Here is a 20,810-nt window from a genome sequence, read left to right on the forward strand (position 1 = left end):
ATTGGGTCTAAAGCCCCGTCCTTCTAGGACGACTTTTTATTCTTGGTCGTGATAATATTGTAATGTGGCTAGGGTATTCAACCACATTAAAAACCCAGTCGCCTGAAGGCAACGCACCTTGAAAACTGAAGTTATGGGCTTGGGCGCAGAAAAGCTTGCGCGGGTAAAAACTTCGAGTAACAAGTACGCCTAGAAACCAGTATTTTGGGTTTTGAATTGTACCGTGGGGCACACGGGAACAAGACTCTGCAATGAGTCGAAAGCTTGAGGACAGAACCATCTTGCGGTAAGTACAGGAAGCTGTACTTATTAAGTGGACTGAATGATACAAGAATCTCTGCCCTTCTAGGGCCCAGAGTTGTCAAATTAACAGCCTCCCAGCGTTCCGCGTTTTTCTGCAAACTTCGATCGGGGGGCGCGATCGAACACGCTTGATTGCACATGAGATGAGAAGCCTCTGTCCCTGGGAACCCTTGCCTGGTTAGCGCTAGGTACAGCTACTGTATAGTCCATTTCCTCCCTCTCTACACCACCGCCTGAGAGGATTTCATCTACTTTAATCTTTTTCAGGGAATCCTGGTCTACACTGTGAAAATTTTCCTCAAATTCTTGATTATTTTCCATACCGACCGCCATTGAAAAAAGTGACTAAATAAAAAATTACTAAATATAATATATCCTCAAATAAAGGATCGAGCAATACCCGAAATTTATTTTTAGCTATGAACTCTATGTGTTATTCTGAGTTTGGTAAAAGCTGTTTCTGCTTAGACCGCGATCGCCCCCTTCCCAAATTAAGAAATTTACCCTCTAAAAATTGACATGATTACTGTTGCACTTCCCAAAGGCGGATTGTTAGGAGATAGCATTCGGCTGTTTAAATCCGTTGGATTAGACTTCAGTGCTTTTCTCGATTCCTCGAACCGACAACTTCAAATTTATGACCCAACAGGCACTGCCAAAGCTTTGCTAGTAAGGACGCACGACGTACCTGTTTATGTGGAATACGGCCAAGCGGATTTGGGGATTGCTGGTTATGATGTTTTGCGGGAAAAAAAGCCGAAAGTTGCCAATTTAATTGATTTAAAATTTGGCAAGTGTCGGCTGTCGGTGGCGGTCAAGGAATCTAGTTCTTATCGACGAACTGTGGATTTGCCTCCTCATGGTAGAGTTGCTTCTAAGTTCGTACACTGTGCGAGGGAATATTTTCACAATTTGAATTTGCCGGTGGAAATTGTGCCGCTTTACGGTTCTGTGGAGTTAGGGCCGATTACCGGGATGTCGGAGGCAATTGTGGATTTGGTTTCGACTGGCAAAACTTTGCGAGAAAATGGTTTGGTGGAAATTGATGTTTTGTTTGAAAGTTCGGCTTATTTAATCGGTCATCCTCTGAGTTACCGTTTGAATGCGGGGGGGGTGAATGAGTTGATCGGGAAGTTGAGAGAGCAAGTTTTGACGGCTGTTTAATGGTCTAAAATTAGAGTGCTTTGATTGGTTCCTAGATAAGTAGAGAAACGGCATTGGCCATTGGCGTCAAATTTAGCTGTCAGTCCGCCCAGTTTTTCCGTCCGCCCGTCAGTCCGCCAGGGAATGAATTCCACGAGGCTGATAGCTAAAGTCCTCTCAAAGAGGACTGAATAACTCATTAATCCTATGCAAGAGGACTTTAGCTTTGAGGCAGGGGTTTCAATCCCTGCCGGACTATTAGTTGTACGTTAAGTTGACACTAAACGGCAATGTCGTGTCCTACTCCCTGCGCCGGACACGGCATGGCCGTGTCCCTACAGATGCTAGCCTACTTTTCATAATTGGTATAGGTTCGTAGCCAGGACTTTAGTCCTTATTTGCGCTAAGAAAGAGGACTGAAGTCCTCACTAGGAACAGGATTATTTTAGCTTAGCTGGTATTTGCTGTAAGAAAGAGGACTGAACTACTCAGTACGAACTGGTTCTATTTATTTGATTTCTGATCGGTTACTTACAGGTATAAAACCTAGTTTTTCCTGGCAGCGACTTATATAAAAACGGACGACTGTATCAGCAGGGTTTTGCTCAATTAGTTGCTGAAAATATCCCAAAGCTGCGACAAATCTTTCGGATTGCCATCCTTGAATTCCTTTGTCAAATAAACCTTGGGTAAGCTGCTTTGCCTCAGAGTCGGGACAGGAGGCTGCCCAGATTTCGTAGATTTCAATAGCTTGCTGCTTGCCGCGCGGGGTTACTCGATCGATCCAGCGATAGTAATAATTGTTGCTGGGCAAATGGCTGTCAGCAGCAGTCGCCCCAGAAGTAGAAATAATACTCTCCTGTGTTTCCACTTCTAAGTCGCACTTTAATAATAGACTTTCTTTTGAGTTTGAGTTGAGACTTATGCCATTTAGAAATTCTCTCGCATGAACGATCGCATTTTCGCTAACAATAATTTGGCAGCCGTATATTTTAGTTAAATTTTCTAATCTAGAAGCTGTATTTACCACATCACCGATGACTGTAGAGTCCATGCGGCGATCGGAACCTAAAGTGCCGATCATGCCGATACCTGTGTTAATTCCCGTACCAATATTGACGGGAGATTCTAAATTGTATTTGTGGCGACTGGCATTAAATTCTTGCAAAGTTTCTTGCATTGCTACTGCGGCTTCGATCGCATTCATCGCGTGAGAATTTGGCTGGTCAAATACTGCCATGATTGCATCGCCTAGGTATTTGTCAATAAACCCGCCGTGAGACGTTATGCACTCGTTCATTTTAGTAAAAAAAGCGTTCAACCATTCAAAAGTCTCGCGAGCTTGTTGAGATTCGGCGATCGCAGTAAACCCGCGAATGTCACAAAATAAAACAGTCAGCTCTTCTTCTGTAACATTGCCCAACTGAATTGATTCTATTCCTTGCGGCGCAATTCGTTCGAGAAGTTGCTCTGGCACAAATAGCTGAAATTTTTCGGAAAGATATTCGTTGGCTTCCCAAGCTGCGGCGATTTGGCGTTTGCTTTGTTCTTTTACCTGCTGGTGGAATTGGGAAGATACAGCTTGCGATCGCATTTGACTCAACTGCAAAATATTTTCCACTTTTGCCAGCAACAAACGACTGTTAAAAGGCTTTGTCAAATAATCATCAGCCATCATTTCTAACCCTTTGATGCGAGACATATCGTCATCGAGGGCAGTTAAAAAAATCACCGGTACAGTTTGCAATGCCGTATCCTTCCGTAGGATATCGCACACATCAAAACCGTCCATCTCCGGCATCATAATATCTAGTAAAATTAAATCGGGTCGAGAGGCGCGGGCAAGCGAGAGCGCTTCATGGCCAGATAGCGCTGATACTGTAGCGTATCCTTTCAGGTGCAATAACTCTTCCAGTAAAGTCAGATTAGCTGGCTCGTCATCAACCAACATGATGCAGGGCGACTTGTTTGACATGGAATATGATATAATATATTGAATTTAGCTCGGAAGTTGCGCGTGGGGAAGCTCGAAAACGGGTTGATTGGTATATTCTCCTTACTAAACTCGATATTTTTCGTAGGAACAGGCTTTCGGAGGCAAGTGCGGGCAAGTCATATAGATATTTATCTACTATTGAGTTTAACCTTGGTTGTTATCAATTATCATAAATTGCAGTGCTGGAACTGCAAATAATTATTGTTAGCCAAGAAAAGAACGGACTGTAGCGATCGTCAAATTCAAATCCAGTGGCTTGCTTAAATAAGCAGAAGCGCCAGCTTCCAAACATCGCTCACTGTCACCGGGCATCGCCATCGCCGTCACCGCAATCATCGGTACCGAATCCCAGACAGGATCTGCTTTAACTCGGCGCATCAACTCAAAGCCGTCAACATCCGGCAACTGAATATCCATCAAAATCAAATCCGGCAGCAACTCCGGGGCAGCAGAGGCGGCGAGAATACGATCGACCATCGCCTTCCCATCCGCGAGTATCTCTACCCCGTACCCCTCCAATTCCATCACCTCAGAAATTAACATTTGGTTAAAAGGCTGGTCTTCAACAATCAAAATCCGCTTCCTGGCAATTGGTAAAGCAATCGCAGAAGCAGGAACTAACTTGGTATCCAAAGCACAAGAAGCAAAGTTTCCCAACTGTTGACGCATCTCTGTCAAAGGCAGCCAAACGCGGAAAAGACTTCCCCGATCGCAAACCGATTGAAAAGAAACAGTTCCCCCGTGCAATTCTGCCAGACGTTTAGTCAAAGCCAAACCCAAACCTGTACCTTCGTGCCTCCGAGTCAGGGAAGAATCCACCTGTTGAAAAGGTCGAAATAGCAAGTGCCAGCGGTCTTGAGGAATGCCGATGCCGGAGTCTTTTACCTCTAAACAAAAATAAGGAGTGCTGGCATTTACAGGAGAACAATCCGGCCGGTAGTCGCCGTCTATTTCGCTGCCGTAGGCCAGACGCCCGCTGAGTTTAACTTGTCCCTGTTCGGGGGTAAATTTGATGGCATTGGAAAGTAAATTAATCACAATTTGTCGCACTCGCCGTTCGTCGAGCCAAACTTTAGTAATACGGTAGTCGAGTTCTAAAGACAAACCGATTCGCTTTTTGTCTGCCCGTGGCTGCATCATTTTTAGACAGTCTGTCGCGAGTTCGTGAACGCGAACAGGTTGTAAATTGAGTTCTACTTTCCCGGCTTCAATTTTAGAAAGATCGAGAATATCGTTAATTAACTGCAACAAGTGCTGGCCGCTTTTTTCGATCAGGTCTAAATAGTTGATTTGTCGATCGCTCAAGTGTCCAGCAGTTTGCCGCAGCAGCAAGTCAGAAAAGCCGAGAATGCTGTTGAGAGGCGTCCGCAATTCGTGGGACATTGATGCTAAAAACTCAGATTTCAACTGAGAAGAATACTCTAATTGTTCGTTAACTTGGCGCAGGTTTTCTTGTGTCTGAGCCCGCTCGATGGCCGCCCCCAAAGTCCGGCAAGCAGCCTCCAGCACTTCTTGGTTGAGGGCGGTTTGCAGTTTTTTGACGTTGCGAGACTCCAGCGTCAGTACGCCAATAATTGTACCGTCGGTGGCTGCGATCGGAAAAATGCCCAGTTGTCCGATTCCCGGATGCCGAAATTCCGGCACGGCATTGGGATGTTGGGCATAATCCTCGACAAACACAGGTTTACCAGTTTTCACCACTTCCCACAGCAAACCGATGCCGTAGGGAATGCCTTGGTCGAGCAATGCTTGCATTCCTGCGACTACGGGTTCCCCGTAAGTAGCCAAAAATTGACTAGAAACTTGGTTGCAAATCCCCGACGCTTGCCGATCGTTTCCCTTGCCGTTAATCACCTTGACATCTCCGAAAGCTGCATTCATTGCCTCTACTAAATAGGTGAGGGCAAACTGACCTATTTCTTGCAAACTGTCAGACTTTTGCAGGCGTTCGGTTAAACCTAAAAGAAATCTCAGCCGCCTGACTTCTGCGTTCAAGCTAGCTTGGGAGTTTTGGTATACCGTAACATCTCGAAAGGTAAACAGCCGTCCGCCGCTGTTGGTAATCGTGGCGCACACCTCCAAACAAACCGCATTGGATTGCTCGAAATAAAATGATAAACTTTCATGCTGAGATTTTTCGAGTGCTTGCTGAAACTCTTGCCACTGCTGAAGGGACAAGTAACCCCGATCGACAATTTCCGCAAACAGCAAGTGGCACTTCGGCTTTGTTTCCAGCCATTCTGGGGACAGTCCCCAGATTCCCGCCAATTTTTTGTTAAACAAAACTAAGCAGTCAGACGAGTCGAACAGAGCGATCGCATTGTCTACTTGATTGAGAATCAGTTCTTGGTCTGCCCTCAACTCGTGCAAGTCTCTCTCCATTTTCTCTGTGTGTTTAGCTCTTAGTTTTGTTGTCATAACTTTCTACGGATATGGCAAGAGTTCTTTGATAACTCTTTACATAATGTTACATAATTTTACGGTTTTGGGCAGTGAGGGCGATCGATCTGCCTTGTGATCTGAGACACTTGCTGGTTTCCGAGGGCGATCGGAGCCACCTTTTAAGTGCGTCGGCTACATTGCTTAATCAGGAGGCAATAAGGAGGGAAAGCATGATGACAGAAGCAGAATTTTTTAATAACAATGTTGTCGAAGTTGATGGCATCTGACTTGAAACTATTGTGTCCAACCCTGTGCTAAATTGACCCATAATAAAAACTAATTCCCGTAATAAGAAATCAGCATATAGCAATCCTCGCATCATTTGTGAATTTCTTACGGACTCCCAGCGGGTTCGGGGAGGGTTGGGGTGGGGTCAAAAATTTACGACTCCTGCAAGGATTGCTATATGGCAAATGCAATCATGACCTTACCCTTAAATTTTATTAGCAATAACTTGGTTATTTTGATTAACTGCTCAAGCAAGTGTTGGATTCAAAAACATAGGCATAAGGCTCGCTCTAAGCACCTGGAGGAAGTGATATCAGTTTCAAAAAAGCAACTGTAGACTCGTGATCCCAACCCATACACAATCAGTTATATCAAATCCGTTAGCATCGGAATAGTAAATTCCAGTTAACGGTTGACGGTGGACTGTTGACAGTGAACCGTCAACAGTCCACCGTCAACATCATTCCGGTGTAACCGGAAATGATATTATTCCCAATAATTTCATCTAAAATTGTGCGACTGAGCACTCACGCCGAAGTCTAACTTATGAGTAAGGTGTGCAGTGCACACCCTACAAATGTGAGTTAAGCTAATCCGCATTTAAATTGCAGAGTAAAATAAATCTTTACTCTTGTGGGGAGTAGGGGTTGGGCAGGAGAACCCGCACTTAACATACAATTTAAATGCACAACAGGTTAGAGCGTAAGTATTCTTAATGTTTCTTAGGATTTTTCGGAAAAGGAATGCCCAAACTTTCGTGAAAAACAAGCTGAGTTTTATAAGTCAAGCGCCGATTAACTTGTTTGATGATTTTTTCCAAAAGCGCATCGCCGGTTTTTTCTATTAAAGGTTGAGACATCGATCGAATAAACTTAGGAAAACAAACCCCCACAGCCAAATCCAGCTTCCAGGTAGCGCTGGTAATCGCAGGCGGCAGCTTAGCACGTTCCGAGCTCGGCCAATCGGCGGCAAACTCCTGAGACGGTATCTCCACTAGCTTCATTGCCGATCGAAAATCCACTTCATACCCAGGCGAGGTATAATTCGGAACCGGAATAGTCTTAATCAAATAGCAGCCTTCAGCATCCGGCGGCAGCAACTCTAAACCAATTCTCGCTTCAACGCGGTAGCCGAAAGCCCCAAAACGCCCGATTAATAAATCATAGCCGTTTTCGCCGATCGGCTCGGCCTTCATCGGCGAAGCGCACTGGCAAAACCAACTCTTGTGGTTGTTCAAATGCTGCGCCACCGTCTCCGCATCCGCGTACATCTCCATGCTGTCTTCAAAATGCGTGTGAAACCAAATCGGCTCAACTTCCTCTGGTGCATCCGCGCTTCCACTTTCGGGCTGTTGGAAAGTCGCATCTGGGTAGTAATTTTCGTCAGAAGCTTCAACAGTTTGATATTCAGCGGAATCGTGCTTCATATTATGCTCTCCTGTTATACACGCCAATCAATCTGGTTGGGGATGTGTTAAGGAAGTTTCCTCCCTACAATTGAGAAATTGATAGTAACAAAACTTACCCTAGTTCAGCATAACTCGACATATGAAAGCATTTGTAGCAGGAGCCACAGGTCAGACTGGCCGCCGAATCGTCGCAGAATTAGTCAAGCGAGGTATTCCCGTGCGCGCCTTAGTCCGAAATCTAGACACAGCTAGACAAATTTTACCACCGGAGGCTGAGTTAGTTACTGGGGATGTATTAAATGCAACTTCCCTGGGCGATGCCATCGGCGATAGTACGGTATTGCTGTGCGCGACAGGGGCGGCCCCTGGTTTTGACCCGACAGCGCCTTACAAGGTGGATTTTGAAGGTACTAAAAATTTGGTGGATGCAGCTAAGGCTAAGGGCATTGAGCATTTTGTGCTTGTGACTTCTCTGTGCGTCTCTCAGTTTTTTCACCCGCTGAATTTGTTCTGGCTGATTTTGGTTTGGAAAAAGCAAGCCGAGGAGTATTTGCAAAAAAGCGGCTTGACTTATACGATCGTCCGTCCGGGCGGTCTCAAAAATGAGGATAATTCAGATGCGATCGTCATGACTGGTGCCGACAAAATGTTTGAGAGCAGCATTCCCCGCACCAAGGTAGCCCAAGTGTGCGTGGAGGCGCTGTTTCAGCCGACTTCTCGCAACAAGGTTGTGGAAATTGTGGCGAAGTCGGAGGCTCCGCAAAAGAGTTTTGAGGAGTTGTTTGCCAGTGTGATTTGATTGAATTAGCCTCGCTTGGGTTCGGTGCGTCAATCGATTTTAGATTTTAGATTTGAGATTTTAGATTGAAGCATTGACCCCACCGATAAATTCGGGGGCTCCTTTATCGGATACAGGTTTTTTATTTCTGGGTCCTGAGTCTGCTTTCGGAATGAATCACGTGGCGGGTATCCTGGATGCTTTCGGTCAGACAAAAAACCATTTGATTTGGGTCTGAGATGTTGCACCATTGTCAAGAACAGGCTTTCCGGCCTGTTCCACAAAAAGTGCATTTTCTTGTAGGGCGGGCAGGATGCCTGCCCAAAAAAGCCTTATCCTGCCCGCCCAAAAAAGGCCGATCGAGAATGGTGCAAGATGTGAGTTGGGTCAAAGATTGGGGCTGACGCACCCTACAACTATTTTCCGATCGCCAAATCTGGCAAAATCTTTATAGTTTTATGATTCGCCGTTGAAATTTCCCTCTCCCAGCATGAAAACTCTCAAGTGGCCAGCTTGGTTCCCCTATCCGATTTCGTGGTTAAGGGCATTTGCTCTCGCTCAGAGTTTTAGTTTTGTCCTTCGCAGGGGCATTCCTTTTGTCAGCGACGATATCGGCTTTCTGACTCTACTGCTGGCGGCTTGGCTGATTCAGTTGCCTGTGTTTTTTGTTTGTCACTTTTTAGCAGTCAAAATCTTAAATCCCTTACTAATTATGCTGCCGGGCCGCTTTCGCGTTGCGCGCAAGTTCAAGCGTCGGCATACGGGTATTCGATCGCACTTGCGAGAAGGCTTGAATGCTGTTGTAGTGATTTTTTTTGCATTTAATTTGTCGCTGTTGGTGCAACTTGCGATTTTTTATTGGCCCGCGCGATCGATCGATCCGGCTCAGTTACTAACAGGAATATCTACTCTGACAAATGTTGCGGTAGCCGGTGAATTAGATTTCTGGATGATTAAATTGGCGGGGGTTTTATCGAGTCTAACGCTGGTAGCCGCGCCGCTATATCAATACGATTTTCGGGTGCGCCGGATGCGGGCGGCTCGAAAATTAGCCGAATTTGCGGAAATGGAAATGACTTTGCTAGAAGCTGAGAAATTGGGCCGTCGCAAAAGAGGTTTGCTGAGGCGATCGGAGATTCAAATCCTCGGATTTATACTTTTAATCGGCGCTGTGATTGGCGGCGGTGTTTTTTTGGTTGACAGTTTGCGGGGAAATCAGCAGTTGTCGCAGTCGGTAAGCGGGCGGGGAAAATTCCCGCCGCTGGCTATTAAAACGGGCGATCCTTACATTCGAGCCCTGATGCGAACTATTTCTGCTAGCGAGTCGAATGTTTCTCGGCCTTATCACGTTGTTTACGGTGGCAAATATATATTAGATTTGAGCCGCCATCCTGACTGGTGCGTGAAGATTGTTAATGGCCCGAATCGAGGCAAGTGTACTACCGCTGCGGGCCGGTATCAATTTCTGACTTCGACTTGGAAGGAGAAGGCTAAGCGCTATCAGGCGCGTCGTGCTAATTTTTTATTTTGGGAAGATTACAGTTTTGAACCAGAAGATCAGGATGCTGTGGTTTATGCTTGGTTGAGCGATCGCAAGTTTTGGAAAGCTGATATTTCTGAGATGTTGCGGCAGGAAAGATTAACGGATGTATTGCGGATGCTTTCGGGAACTTGGACGAGTTTGGGATATGGAATTGAAAACAATTCTATGAGTTCTCGTTTGCCGAAAGTCTACCGGGAAATGCTGCGGGAAGAATTGGAAAATGCTGGTTCTTAGGGAGTTAAATGTTGGCTGTTGACGGTTGACGGTTGACGGTTGACGGTTGACGGTTGACGGTTAACGGTTAATTGTTAACTGTTAACGAATGTTATTGGTTATTAACAAGCCAAAGCGATTAAGAAATAACCACTAACAAGTAACGAATAATATCGTTTCCGATTGCATCGGAATCATAAAATCGAGTCAACAGTTAACACTCAAATATTCAGTTTTTCGACCCCTCCTTCAACAGTCAACAGTCAACAGTCAACAGTCAACAGTCAACAATCACCTGACGGTGTAACCGGAATTGATATAACTAATCCTTCAATTTTGGTAAAAATGCTGTCAAACATTTGTACAATTCTAATCCCGGCCCAGCTTGCAGGGGATAAAGCTTGTCGAAATTAATGGGGTTTCCCGGTGCTAATTTCCACTGGGTTTGCTGTGCTGTTTTTGGGGAAATTTCGATCGCTACCGTGATGTTAATAATGTTGTTGTGCTGGGGGATGCCCCGGAAGCAGTAACTTTTGCCCGTGCGTTTGTCGGAATCGCTGCCGGTGATGTATCTGTCTTGTTTGCGAAATTGAATTTCTCGAAAAGGTCGATCGAGCACAAAGGAGTCTCGGTAGCGGTAGTCTCCGTCGCGCAAGCTTTGGACAGTCGGTCTAATTTGAGCTATAACTGTTGGTGCTACAAGGGGATGTGGTACAAAAAACATAGCTAAAGAAGATAACTTGTAGCGGCGGGTTATACCAACCATCAGTGCCTAAGACCAATCATCTCATAAATCTGCCCCCGTGCAACCATAAATCGCCATTTACCTCTTTCAAAATACAAGGTACGGATTTCACCAGAGAGATTTTAGGTAGCTAATAGTATAGATAAACCCGCCCCCTGGTGATCGCATAAAATATTGTCAAAAACATGAAAAATTCTCAATCTCAGTCTTTCATTCTGTGGCGACAAGTCGGGGGCGTGGCGGCTTTGCAAGGGGCAATTACTCTGAGTTGGATGCTTTACCGACTGTATTTGCCTCAACTTTTAGCGGGATTTGGTTTTCCGGGACTCGACAGGGGAATCACAATTCTGGAGGATACTTTGGCAATTGCGATCGAACCTTTTTTTGGCTGGCTTTCTGACAAGCAGCGTCACTGGATGGGCACTCGTTTTCCGCTAATTGTTGTCGGCACTATTCTGTCGTCGGTGTTATTTATTGCGATTCCGGCTATTTTTATTTTCGGCAATCCAGTCTCGCCCCTGCGCTGGCTTTTCCCTGTGGTAATAGTAGCTTGGTCGATCGCAATGGCGATGTTTCGATCGCCCGCAGTGTCACTGTTGGGCCAATATGCAACTCAAACGCAGTTGCCCCAAGCCATGAGTTTATTGGTTCTTGTGGGGGGATTGGTTGGGGCGGCAAGGCCTGTTGCGGGGGATTTTATTCTGAGTTTGGGCCCAGCTTTTGCCTTCGCTATTGGTTCGTTTGTATTGTTGGGTGCGGTGGCTTTTTTGCGATCGGTTAATCCTGATGCTGCGCTGTCGGAATTGCCGCCGGCTAGTGCAATTTCTGAGGGAGTTTCTATCACAGCGGTGGGCTTAATTGCGGTGACGGGAATGGCTGTGGCTTGGGGAAGTCGGGCGATGGGGGAACGGATTTTGCCCCATGTTTTCCAAACTCAAATCGCCGGTGTTGATAGTAAGTTTTTAATGGCGGGATTTACTTTGGCTTTGGCTTTTGCTTCTTTGCTGGCTGGGGTGATTGCGGTGCGCTTGGGAAACCAGCGGATGCTATTGGGTGGATTGGTAGCAACGGCTATTTTGCTGTTAGCAATGGTTTTTAGTCAGGGATTGGTGATGGTGGTGGCGACTGTTTTGGCTGTGGTTTTTACTAATAGTTTGATTACTACTGGTACGGTTCCTTTTGCTTTGTCTCTGGTTCCTCCGCTGCGGGGAGGATTTGGCGTAGGTTTGTATTTTGGTGGTTTTTCCCTGGGGATGAGTTTATACTCTGTGGTGTTTGTGGCACCAAAGGCGATTCCTGCTGTGACAACGGCGATGGTGGGGGCGATCGCCTTTTTGGTTGCTGGTGTCTGTGTCGTCGTGGGCGATCGGCTTAAACAAACCCGCCGTGTAACAAGTTAATAAAAGCCGTTAAGCAGTTTAAGTTGATCCCTAGCTATCGTGAATAATTATTTCATGCTTTCATCTCTGTTACCTATCTGAGTAATAATAGAAATATACAGCAAGCCGTGAGAAATTTTACGGGCGCATATTTAGGGATTAATTGACGATACTGCGAGGATACTGCTATGTTGTGCGTGACGCAAGAAACAAAAAATTTAGGGCGGCTTGAAACCGAAAATTCCCAACGGCGAGGCTCTTTCACCTCTGCGTCTAAAAGTACCCGTATTCTGCGCTCGCGAGTTTACAAAGATGAGGCTCTGGTGTCGGCCGCGCTAGCGGGACTGCCAGCTCTTTTGGCATCCCTCGAAAGCTTTCGCGAGCAGTAGAACTTGGCATTTTCTCTTGCTATATTTGGCGATTTGAGGTTGGTGATAGCGGCTGCAAACCGAGCAAGGGCTGTTTTGATTGCACCTAAAATTCTCCTCGATTTGAGTATAGTTTTGCAGTGCTGAACTATTGCAGGACTCAGAAACCTGGTTGTTTATACAAAAACATTTTTACAGCCCTTTGTTAGGGTATGAAAAATGGTATAAAAACCAGGTTTCTTGGTTTTTTGTCCGTAAGTCTTGTGTTTACAAAATTTATTTGTCAGTGTCATCCGGTGCGATCGATGCCTCTACTTCTTGAGAGGAACGGCTTAACATAGAGTCGTGCAGGTGTTCGTTGTGCTGCCTTTCTTGAGCCATTAATTCTCTGGCTTTTTCTTCAGCAATTCCCTCGCCATGTGTTTCTAGCTCGTGGGAGGAACGGTTGAGCATAGATTCGTGCAAGTGTTCGCTATGCTGCCGTTCTCGTGCAATTAGTTGTCTAGCTTTTTCTTCGGCGTTCATGGTAGTCTCTCCAAGTGTTTGTGAGAACTGATTCTTATATTAAGATGCCACAATTGGAGGGTAAATGTAGCAAGATTAACATAAAATTTTACAAATAATTGTAGAAAAAAAAATTAGTCTGCTGGCGGTGGGTATCGGGCTCGGTGCTTGCTGAGCTAATTATTGCCAGACGCCGGAAAAGATATTCTTGACTGCGATCGCAATTCGATTTAAGTCTTCCTTCAGCAGCGGTGGCCAAGAAACTCCTCTGCGGAGTCCAGCTTCAAATTGCTGCAAACCTTCTACTGACAGTAAATGCAGTGCCGAAATTAATTGTCGATCGAGCATTGGAGATTCTTGCAGCCCTTCAAACAATATTTTTAAAGCTAATAAAATCGATGTCACCTGTCCGGGTACGGGCGGTTGACCTTGTTTGAGACGCATCAGGAAGGCGTCGGGATTTTTCTTGGTTTCCAGGGCGGTTCCTTGGTCGATCAGAAAACTGCGGGCTGTTTTGTAATCCATTTGACGTGCGATCTATCTCCTGCAATTAATTAGCTGGCATTATATCACTTTTTGTCGCGCTCAATTTGGTAATATATTTCCATACAGCCTACACTACAGCTACTCGTGAGGTGCGCCCATAAGCACGCTACAGCTACTGATTAGATGCGTAGCATTCATCCCACAGTCGCCTGGAGCAAAGTGAAACGGACAGGGAAAAATAAAACAATGGCAAAACACCAAGGAAATAGCAGAAAATCCAAGATTTCTCGCTACTTGTGGCTGCTTTTTTTGTGTCTGAGCTTTCTGTTACTTCCGGGTATCAAAAAAATAGTGGCCTCTACCCCATTCCCCCCACCCGCTCCTATTGCAAATAGTGCTAATTTTGGAGCGAGGATTCAAAGGACGATGGGGCTACTTGCTGCTAGCACTCCAACCAACCGCCGCCAAGTGCGTATTCTATTCTACGGTCAATCCATCACAGAACAAGACTGGTGGCAAGATGTAGTGAAGGATTTGAGACAGCGATTTCCCAATGCAGATTTGATTGTGGAAAATCGGGCGATCGGAGGATTTGCCGCCCCGATTTTAATCCGTCCCAGCGAACACGATTTGTATCCTTTTTATCCAGACTTGCTAATTTTTCACGTCTACGGAGGCGATGAAGATTACGAAGCCCTAATTGCCAATGTCCGCCGCCGCACTGCTAGCGAAATACTCTTGCATTCAGACCACATCGACTGGATGCCGACCGGCAACAGCGACGATCCCAATTCAGTCAGCAGATACGAATGGCACAACACTCATTCTACTAAATGGCTGCCCGAGTTGGCCGATAAATACGGCTGTGAAATCGCGGAAATTCGCGAACCTTGGCGCAGGTATTTGAAAGACAATCGCTTGCAGCCACAACAGCTATTGAGCGACAACATTCACCTCAACGATTGGGGAAACTTTCTCCTAGCTGCTCTCATAAAACCGCATCTGCGGTACAACCCAAATTCTCCTCAACCGCAGCAGGATTTAGTGAAAACCTATACGGTTGGCAGCGATGTTAAGTGGAAAGATGGCAAGTGGGTTTTAGAATTTGAAGGAAATAGAATAGATGCGATCGCCGATAAAACCTTCAACGGCAAGGCAATTTCTGCTAAAATTGCGATCGACGGCAAAAAACCCTCAGAATTTCCTGAACTTTACAGCATCACCAGACCTAGCCTTAGCCTTGGCGTCGGTTGGCCAGCAATCATCCAAGTATCCAGCCAAAAACCGCTAATCGTCGAAGATTGGAAAGCCGTGATTACTGACATTAACAGCGACGCCAGCAAGTTTAAATTTGACGTTATAGGTTCTAAAACAGGTTACGACGGCAGCGGTACAAACGAAGAAATGTTTGTCTCAAACTCTGGCCGCGTCGTGATTGAACCGAGAAACTGGTGGCTGAAAAATTCTTATGAATACTCTAAAAAACCTACGCCTAAAGGCTTTGAGATTTCCTGGCAAGTGCGACCAATGTTTGTTGATTCATACGTTCCTCCACAAATTACAGATTCAAGCCGCGAGTATTCTACAACATTGGCTCAGAATTTGAGCAACTCCAAACACACCCTCGAAATCGTCCCCGAAACAGATGGGAAAGTGCCTATTCAGGCAATTCGAGTGTATCGTCCTCCTTTCTCCAATCTACCATCGGAAGTTGAGAGTTTTAAACCGGAGATATCAGCGGATGAACACGGATGAACGCCGATCAAATTGCATCAGCGTTCATCTGCGGTTTAAAAAATCTTCATGTTACTTTATAGCAATCCTGGTGGCAATCGGGTTGATGATTGTTCAAACCCTTAATATTTAATCATCTTGACTCCTGACTCCTGCTATAATCGCCAAGATTATCAACTTTTGAGCATCCTCAACTCATGAAATATCAATAACGATAAAAAGAAATCTGCCACAAAAATCAACACCCAAGAAGTTACCACCGCCGCCGTTGCAGCTTGGCCGACTCCTTTCCCACCGCCCACCGTCGTCAATCCCCAACCGCAACCGACAAGGGAAATTATCAACCCAAAAATAAAACTTTTAATAACCACAGTTACTAAATCCCCAGGCCCCAAAAAAGTCCGCACCGATTCCAAAAATACCGACGGTTCCACATTATAAAAATTAACCGCCACAAACAGCCCGCCCAAAATCCCCACCGCTACCGAAAAAATTGTTAAAATCGGCAGCATGATGCAGGAAGCTATCACCCTCGGCACTACTAAATAATCAACCGGATTTGTTCTTAACATATACAGGGCGTCTATTTGTTCCGTCACCTGCATTTCTCCTATCTCCGCGGCAAAGGCCGAACCTACTTGTCCCGCCACCACGCCCGCCGTTAAAAGTGGTGCTAATTCGCCACAAAATGCCACAGCAAACGCACCTCCCATCGCCCCTACCGCCCCAAAACGCACCAATTCTCTGGCTGATTGAAATGTGAAAATCATGCCGCCAAAAAAGGCTATTAGCAGCACGGATCGGAAAGAATCCAGGCCTACTGTTACTAAATGTTCCATGATTTTGCGGTGGTCAATTTTGCCTTGGAGTATGCGTAGCAGCACTTGGCCACCCAGGAACAACGTCACAAAAAACCGCTGAAACCACCTGTTATTGAAGGTTTCATCTAAAGGTCGATCGTGCTTTTCTTGGTATTTCTTAACCAATGACTGACGGCTCGCGATTAATTGCAAACAGGGCGAAGCACTGCCACATATAGATTTTCGGCAATCCTACAGCAATTATTGCACGATTTGTCTACATATATTTTTTGTCTCTCAGCCCTGCAGTTGGTGGGTTAGGCGCGGTTTAAGATTTATTTATTGGTGACTTAACTTAATCGCCGCGCCCAACCCACCCTACAATATGACTAAAATCTAAAACTCTAGGACTACTCCGCAAGTAACAAGTCGATAAACTTATCCAACTGTTCATTATTCTTTTCGGCTTGCTCTTTGCCAATTCTCAGCAGGTCTGATATTTTATCTTCCGAGGCATCATCAATCTGCAGCGGTTGTTCGTGGATCAAATCGGGAGTAATTCTCAAATATTGATTCGGTCTTTCAACCGCATCATAAATTTGAATTAGTTGATAATTTACAGTTTCCGCAACTCCCGTCATCATGATATTAATCAAAGGCTCAACCCACTCAACTTGACCCCAATTTTTTACTCTTTCGTAGGGGTATTTTTTCTGAGCTTCTCCGGTTCCCAAGGATAAAATTACCATATCTTTTGCTGTCGGGCCTTTGTCGGGGCGGTCGTCAGGAATTATGAATTTATTTCTAACTTCTGCATAGGCACAAAGTGCGGGATTGTTTGCGAATACTCCCCCGTCAATTAAAGCGTAGCATTCATTGCTAAAAGAGTAGATTTTAGCAACCTCAAAATAAGAGGGAGCTGCCGATGTTGCTCTGGCGATATCTCTAATGAAATAGTCTTCTGCTGGACATTTTTGAGCATCTATTTGATCGAAGAAGTGAGCTTTTCTCCTTTCGATGTCGTAACTGCAAATTAAACAAGGTTTTAGCAGTTCGCTGAGTTTGTAATCGCTAAAATTTTCCCCAAATAATTTTTCTAAGGGCTCCCTGGGATATTTCTCATCTCTCAAACCATCTAGAGATCTGACTTTTTGCCATAATGAAGTCTTAAAAACGTCGCGGCCGCTCTTAATCGAAAAATTAACAGCGTCTTGGGCTGCCCACCGAGGCCTGCTGGGATTTTCGGCATCGGGACACAAATAGATGCAAGTTAAAATTCCTCCCGCACTCGTGCCCGCGATTAAATCAAAATAGTCAGCTATTCTCGCATCTGGGTTGCCACTTTTTTGTTGCAGCTTTGACTCAACGCTAACTAAAACTTGCGCGGGAATAATTCCTCTAATTCCGCCTCCATCTATGGATAAAATTCTGGTATATTTAGCCATAACTGTTGCTTCTTCTGAATGTTTGCTCGTTTCCTACAGTCCGGGAGACAAAAAGTGGTTTGAGATGCTAATCATAGCGGTAATAGCCGTAAGCTGCTTAGGGCGCACCCTACATACATTCCGAATTCATGCACCGATCAATCTCAAATCCCAAATCTTCAATTTAAATTTAATTGGCGGGCTGCGATCGTATAGCGAAAAATGTATTCTACAATTTCTACGTAATTGTAGGCGGCCGCTGGCGAGTCTGCCCAGACTGTGATGCCGTGATCGCGAATTAACAAAGCGGGTACAGAGGGCACACAAATGGCAAAGAAGTCGCAAATTTCCTTGGCTATCTTAGGGACTTCTAAATAATTTGTAAAGAGGGGTATCGACACTTGCGGGTTTTCCTCCCACACCCCTAAACCTTTGAGCATTTCGATCGCGGGTAAAGGCACTGCATCTCCTGCGGTTAGCCGAGAAACTAAATTTGCTTCAATGGAGTGCACGTGATAGCAAGCTTTAGCGTCTGGAAAACAATTGTAAACGGCTAAATGAATGCTGGTTTCGGCCGAAGGGCGGCTGTCGGCAACAGGTTGCTCAACAATAGCGCCGTCTGAGTTCATTCTGATAAAATCTTGTTCAGTTAACTGCCCTTTCGCGCGGCCGCTAGCAGTAATCCAAAAACTGCCATCGGGTAAGCGGGCTGAAAGATTGCCAGCAGTCCCAACCATCCAACCGCGATCGTAAAAATGTTTGGCTGCTGCAATTAAATCCGATCTCAAATCGCCACTCATTGTTTACAAATCCTCAATTTTTAATCTACTTTTTACGTTAATAGGAATTGCGCCGATCTATCTAAAAGTAGGGTGTGCACTGCGTACCTTATGAATGAGAATTAAATAACTTAGAATGCGTGATGGTTCTTGTGGGATGGGCGTCCCGCCCGTCCAGAAAGGGCGGGCTATAAACCCAACCCCTACTCCCCACCAACTTGTGTAAATTATTTAATTCGCGATCCTTATATCAAATCCAGTAGCATCGGACTTATATGCACGGGGGCGGGTTTATTATATTGTCTATTATAGGCCATTGTTGCTGGCTCACGGGCCCCTACAAAATTTAACATCATACAATACCGATGCAAACGGAATTTATATTACCTGAGAAAGGCGATAGTTTCAATTCCATTTTTGGGACAAATTTTCCAACACATCAAAAAAATTATCCCATTTAGTATAAGGCTTTTGCTGTTCGTCTAGATACTGGGCAAGCCGATCGCGCGCAAACACCGAGGAAGCCTGCAAAGCCATATTAAAATCCGTCAGGGAATCTCCGATTGCCACCTGTTCCTGGGCAGGGTGCTGGCCCATCACCCGCACCTTAGACACCAATTCCTCATCTCCTTCAAACTCAGAATTGACTTGCAAGCGAGGGCCACTAGCATCCACATCCACAGCATAAATAACGCTCGCCCGGTGTACCAAATCGCCCATTACCGTCTCTACCATAATCCGAAGACCGCCGGAAACGATCGCAAAATCTACCTTTTTTTCGTCCAAAAAATCCAGCAACTCCAACAATCCCGGCCGCATCAGCCTTCCCCTAGAAAATTCCACAATTTCCCCGTAACGTTCCGAGGGAATAGACTCTAATAACTGCCGCACTCCCGATCGCAAACTCAGCCTTCTAGCGTAGATTTCAGGCATCAGTTGAGACGACAATTCGGGTGCGAAATGCTTGAGCATTGCCACAAAAGTTTCTTCAACAGTTATCGTGCCGTCAAAGTCGCAGAATACCACCCGTTGCTGATTGTTCGGGATTGAAGATTTTTGCTTGTCATCGGTCATTGTCAGTCGCACCTTTCGAGAACGGGAAAATTTTACACAATTAATCGTACACTGTCGAGCGATCGAGCGCGACTGCCCAAAACTAATAGTGACGTGCTGTTTGTTGGCAATTTACCGCAGGATTTTATGCAGATTCTTCGAGAGAATCTTCATCATCCAAGGAATCATCCAAGGAATCTTCCAGGGAATCTTCCAGGGAATCTTCCAGGGAATCTTCTACGTCCTGCTTGTGGTTTTTTGTCTTTTGGGGGTTAGACTTAGCCGGCAAACAGATTAAATTATCATCCTCAGTATTAATCAAACCTTTCGATCGCAACTTACCCATCAGTCGTGTCACCGTCACCCGCGTTGAGCCAATTGCGCTGCCAATTTGAGCGTGAGTCAAGGCCCAAGGCAGCCGGTAGCCCCGAACCACATCCGGTTCGTCGTCACTTACGTAAGGTTCGCCGAACTCCTCGATCAACAAAGTGAGAAATCCCAACAGTCGGTCGATCGTCCGGCGCTGTCCCAAAGTGCTCAGCCAGAGAAGTTTCCGCTGGTGTTGGTAGCGAAACGCATCCAAAATTTCCCTACGAAAGTGAGGCCAATTATCCAAGTCGTGCCAATACATCCACACTACGTGAGTTTGATCGGCATGAGCGTAAGCTTGGAGAGTAAACGGAGACTGAGCAACCAGTTCAAAGGGCTGACCGGCCCCGACGAAGCCCAAAAAAGCTTCTTCTGTAGTTTTGTCAACGGATTTTGACTTCGCTGCTGCCGCGCTAACTTGAGCGCTGCCTACGAGCCGCACAGAACCTTTCTGGACTAAATACAGCAGTCCGGGTCTTGCGGGAATCCGCTCATCTTTGCTAAAAGTCCGGCAGCGGTAGTGTTCCTGGGCCCAGTCGATAATTCGCTGCCAAGTGATAAAAGGTCGATCGATAGTCTCTAGAGGTGTGGAAGTTGATTGCATAAGTGAGGCTCTGGGATATATTTGATAGTGAGAAAAACAGCTTTTGCCAGCAGTGCGATACCAAGTGAGACAACCAACCCCCGATCAAGCTTGCACGCTTCTTAACTGTGCTGACTTTTCTTAGTTTTACCGAAAGATTTAATGTAGCAAAAAATACATCAAAATGGTAGAGTTCAGCAAAAAATTTGTCGTAAATTATTGTATAGTTAGCAAACAAATGGCTAGAAAGCCGATTAATTCGAGGTAGCCCTGATCCGGGGAGCCGATCGACTATCTCTGACATCAGCAGTTTAACGTACAAGAACAGTGCAAGTGGTAACAGTCGCTCGTTGCTCTTACGGTAGGATGAGCCGATATGGATACAGCAAATATCTCCCAGTGCCCGGAAGTTACAGTGAAGTGTTTCTTGCTTTCAAGGTTACAAAGGGCGATCGGCCAGCAAGAGGCACTAGGGAAAATTCCATTAAATCTCATAGGTGGCACCATTCTCAAGAACGGGCAAGATGCCCAT

General features: G+C 45.6%; 18 protein-coding genes. 5 read left to right on the forward strand and 13 right to left on the reverse strand.

What is annotated here, in order from left to right:
• Nucleotides 1-366: 366 nt before the first annotated feature.
• On the reverse strand, nucleotides 367-624 hold the full coding sequence (locus QUB24_RS15015) for a hypothetical protein (protein WP_333153943.1): 258 nt from the start codon (nucleotides 622-624) through the stop codon (nucleotides 367-369).
• 198 nt (nucleotides 625-822) lie between these two features.
• Between QUB24_RS15015 and hisG the strand changes: the two genes are divergently transcribed.
• Nucleotides 823-1,467: an ATP phosphoribosyltransferase gene (gene hisG / locus QUB24_RS15020; protein ID WP_015174599.1), complete on the forward strand. Its 645-nt coding sequence runs from the start codon at nucleotides 823-825 to the stop codon at nucleotides 1,465-1,467.
• Here the strand turns inward: hisG and QUB24_RS15025 are convergent.
• From QUB24_RS15025 to QUB24_RS15040, 4 genes are all read right to left on the reverse strand, one after another.
• Entirely contained in the window at nucleotides 1,464-1,646 is a 183-nt protein-coding gene (locus QUB24_RS15025) for a hypothetical protein (protein WP_333153944.1), read from the reverse strand. The two genes, hisG and QUB24_RS15025, sit on opposite strands and share 4 nt — an antisense overlap.
• A 308-nt stretch (nucleotides 1,647-1,954) precedes the next feature.
• On the reverse strand, nucleotides 1,955-3,421 hold the full coding sequence (locus tag QUB24_RS15030) for a response regulator (protein ID WP_333153945.1): 1,467 nt from the start codon (nucleotides 3,419-3,421) through the stop codon (nucleotides 1,955-1,957).
• 225 nt (nucleotides 3,422-3,646) lie between these two features.
• Nucleotides 3,647-5,860, reverse strand: coding sequence for an ATP-binding protein (locus tag QUB24_RS15035; protein WP_333153946.1), 2,214 nt, complete (start codon nucleotides 5,858-5,860; stop codon nucleotides 3,647-3,649).
• Between the two features lie 964 nt (nucleotides 5,861-6,824).
• Nucleotides 6,825-7,538 (reverse strand): DUF1997 domain-containing protein, encoded by a 714-nt coding sequence (locus QUB24_RS15040; RefSeq protein ID WP_333153947.1) that lies wholly within the window; start codon nucleotides 7,536-7,538, stop codon nucleotides 6,825-6,827.
• 121 nt (nucleotides 7,539-7,659) lie between these two features.
• On the opposite strand from QUB24_RS15040, the gene QUB24_RS15045 reads away from it, so the two are divergent.
• On the forward strand, nucleotides 7,660-8,319 hold the full coding sequence (locus tag QUB24_RS15045; protein WP_333053110.1) for an NAD(P)H-binding protein: 660 nt from the start codon (nucleotides 7,660-7,662) through the stop codon (nucleotides 8,317-8,319).
• Between the two features lie 469 nt (nucleotides 8,320-8,788).
• Nucleotides 8,789-10,075 (forward strand): glycoside hydrolase family protein, encoded by a 1,287-nt coding sequence (locus QUB24_RS15050; RefSeq protein ID WP_333153948.1) that lies wholly within the window; start codon nucleotides 8,789-8,791, stop codon nucleotides 10,073-10,075.
• A gap of 301 nt (nucleotides 10,076-10,376) precedes the next feature.
• Here QUB24_RS15050 and QUB24_RS15055 read toward each other — a convergent pair whose 3' ends face one another.
• Nucleotides 10,377-10,820, reverse strand: a complete 444-nt coding sequence (locus QUB24_RS15055) for a hypothetical protein (protein ID WP_333153949.1) — start codon at nucleotides 10,818-10,820, stop codon at nucleotides 10,377-10,379.
• A 164-nt stretch (nucleotides 10,821-10,984) separates the two neighbouring features.
• Between QUB24_RS15055 and QUB24_RS15060 the strand changes: the two genes are divergently transcribed.
• Entirely contained in the window at nucleotides 10,985-12,199 is a 1,215-nt protein-coding gene (locus QUB24_RS15060) for a hypothetical protein (RefSeq protein ID WP_333153950.1), read from the forward strand.
• 623 nt (nucleotides 12,200-12,822) lie between these two features.
• Here the strand turns inward: QUB24_RS15060 and QUB24_RS15065 are convergent.
• Entirely contained in the window at nucleotides 12,823-13,071 is a 249-nt protein-coding gene (locus QUB24_RS15065) for a hypothetical protein (protein WP_333153951.1), read from the reverse strand.
• Between the two features lie 159 nt (nucleotides 13,072-13,230).
• On the reverse strand, nucleotides 13,231-13,575 hold the full coding sequence (locus QUB24_RS15070) for a hypothetical protein (protein ID WP_015174589.1): 345 nt from the start codon (nucleotides 13,573-13,575) through the stop codon (nucleotides 13,231-13,233).
• 207 nt (nucleotides 13,576-13,782) lie between these two features.
• Between QUB24_RS15070 and QUB24_RS15075 the strand changes: the two genes are divergently transcribed.
• On the forward strand, nucleotides 13,783-15,291 hold the full coding sequence (locus QUB24_RS15075; protein ID WP_333153952.1) for an SGNH/GDSL hydrolase family protein: 1,509 nt from the start codon (nucleotides 13,783-13,785) through the stop codon (nucleotides 15,289-15,291).
• 152 nt (nucleotides 15,292-15,443) lie between these two features.
• Here QUB24_RS15075 and QUB24_RS15080 read toward each other — a convergent pair whose 3' ends face one another.
• The 5 genes from QUB24_RS15080 to QUB24_RS15100 form a co-directional block, all read right to left on the reverse strand.
• Nucleotides 15,444-16,256, reverse strand: a complete 813-nt coding sequence (locus QUB24_RS15080; protein WP_333153953.1) for an MlaE family lipid ABC transporter permease subunit — start codon at nucleotides 16,254-16,256, stop codon at nucleotides 15,444-15,446.
• Between the two features lie 224 nt (nucleotides 16,257-16,480).
• Entirely contained in the window at nucleotides 16,481-17,515 is a 1,035-nt protein-coding gene (locus QUB24_RS15085) for a patatin-like phospholipase family protein (protein ID WP_333153954.1), read from the reverse strand.
• 158 nt (nucleotides 17,516-17,673) lie between these two features.
• Entirely contained in the window at nucleotides 17,674-18,294 is a 621-nt protein-coding gene (gene mtnB, locus QUB24_RS15090; RefSeq protein ID WP_333153955.1) for a methylthioribulose 1-phosphate dehydratase, read from the reverse strand.
• 384 nt (nucleotides 18,295-18,678) lie between these two features.
• Nucleotides 18,679-19,347 (reverse strand): HAD-IB family phosphatase, encoded by a 669-nt coding sequence (locus tag QUB24_RS15095; RefSeq protein WP_333153956.1) that lies wholly within the window; start codon nucleotides 19,345-19,347, stop codon nucleotides 18,679-18,681.
• 124 nt (nucleotides 19,348-19,471) lie between these two features.
• Nucleotides 19,472-20,299 carry a Crp/Fnr family transcriptional regulator gene (locus tag QUB24_RS15100; RefSeq protein WP_333153957.1) on the reverse strand — a complete coding sequence of 276 codons (828 nt, stop codon included), beginning with the start codon at nucleotides 20,297-20,299 and terminating at the stop codon, nucleotides 19,472-19,474.
• Nucleotides 20,300-20,810: the final 511 nt, after the last annotated feature.

The sequence above is a fragment of the Microcoleus sp. B9-D4 genome, from assembly GCF_036705105.1.
Taxonomy (GTDB): domain Bacteria; phylum Cyanobacteriota; class Cyanobacteriia; order Cyanobacteriales; family Microcoleaceae; genus Microcoleus.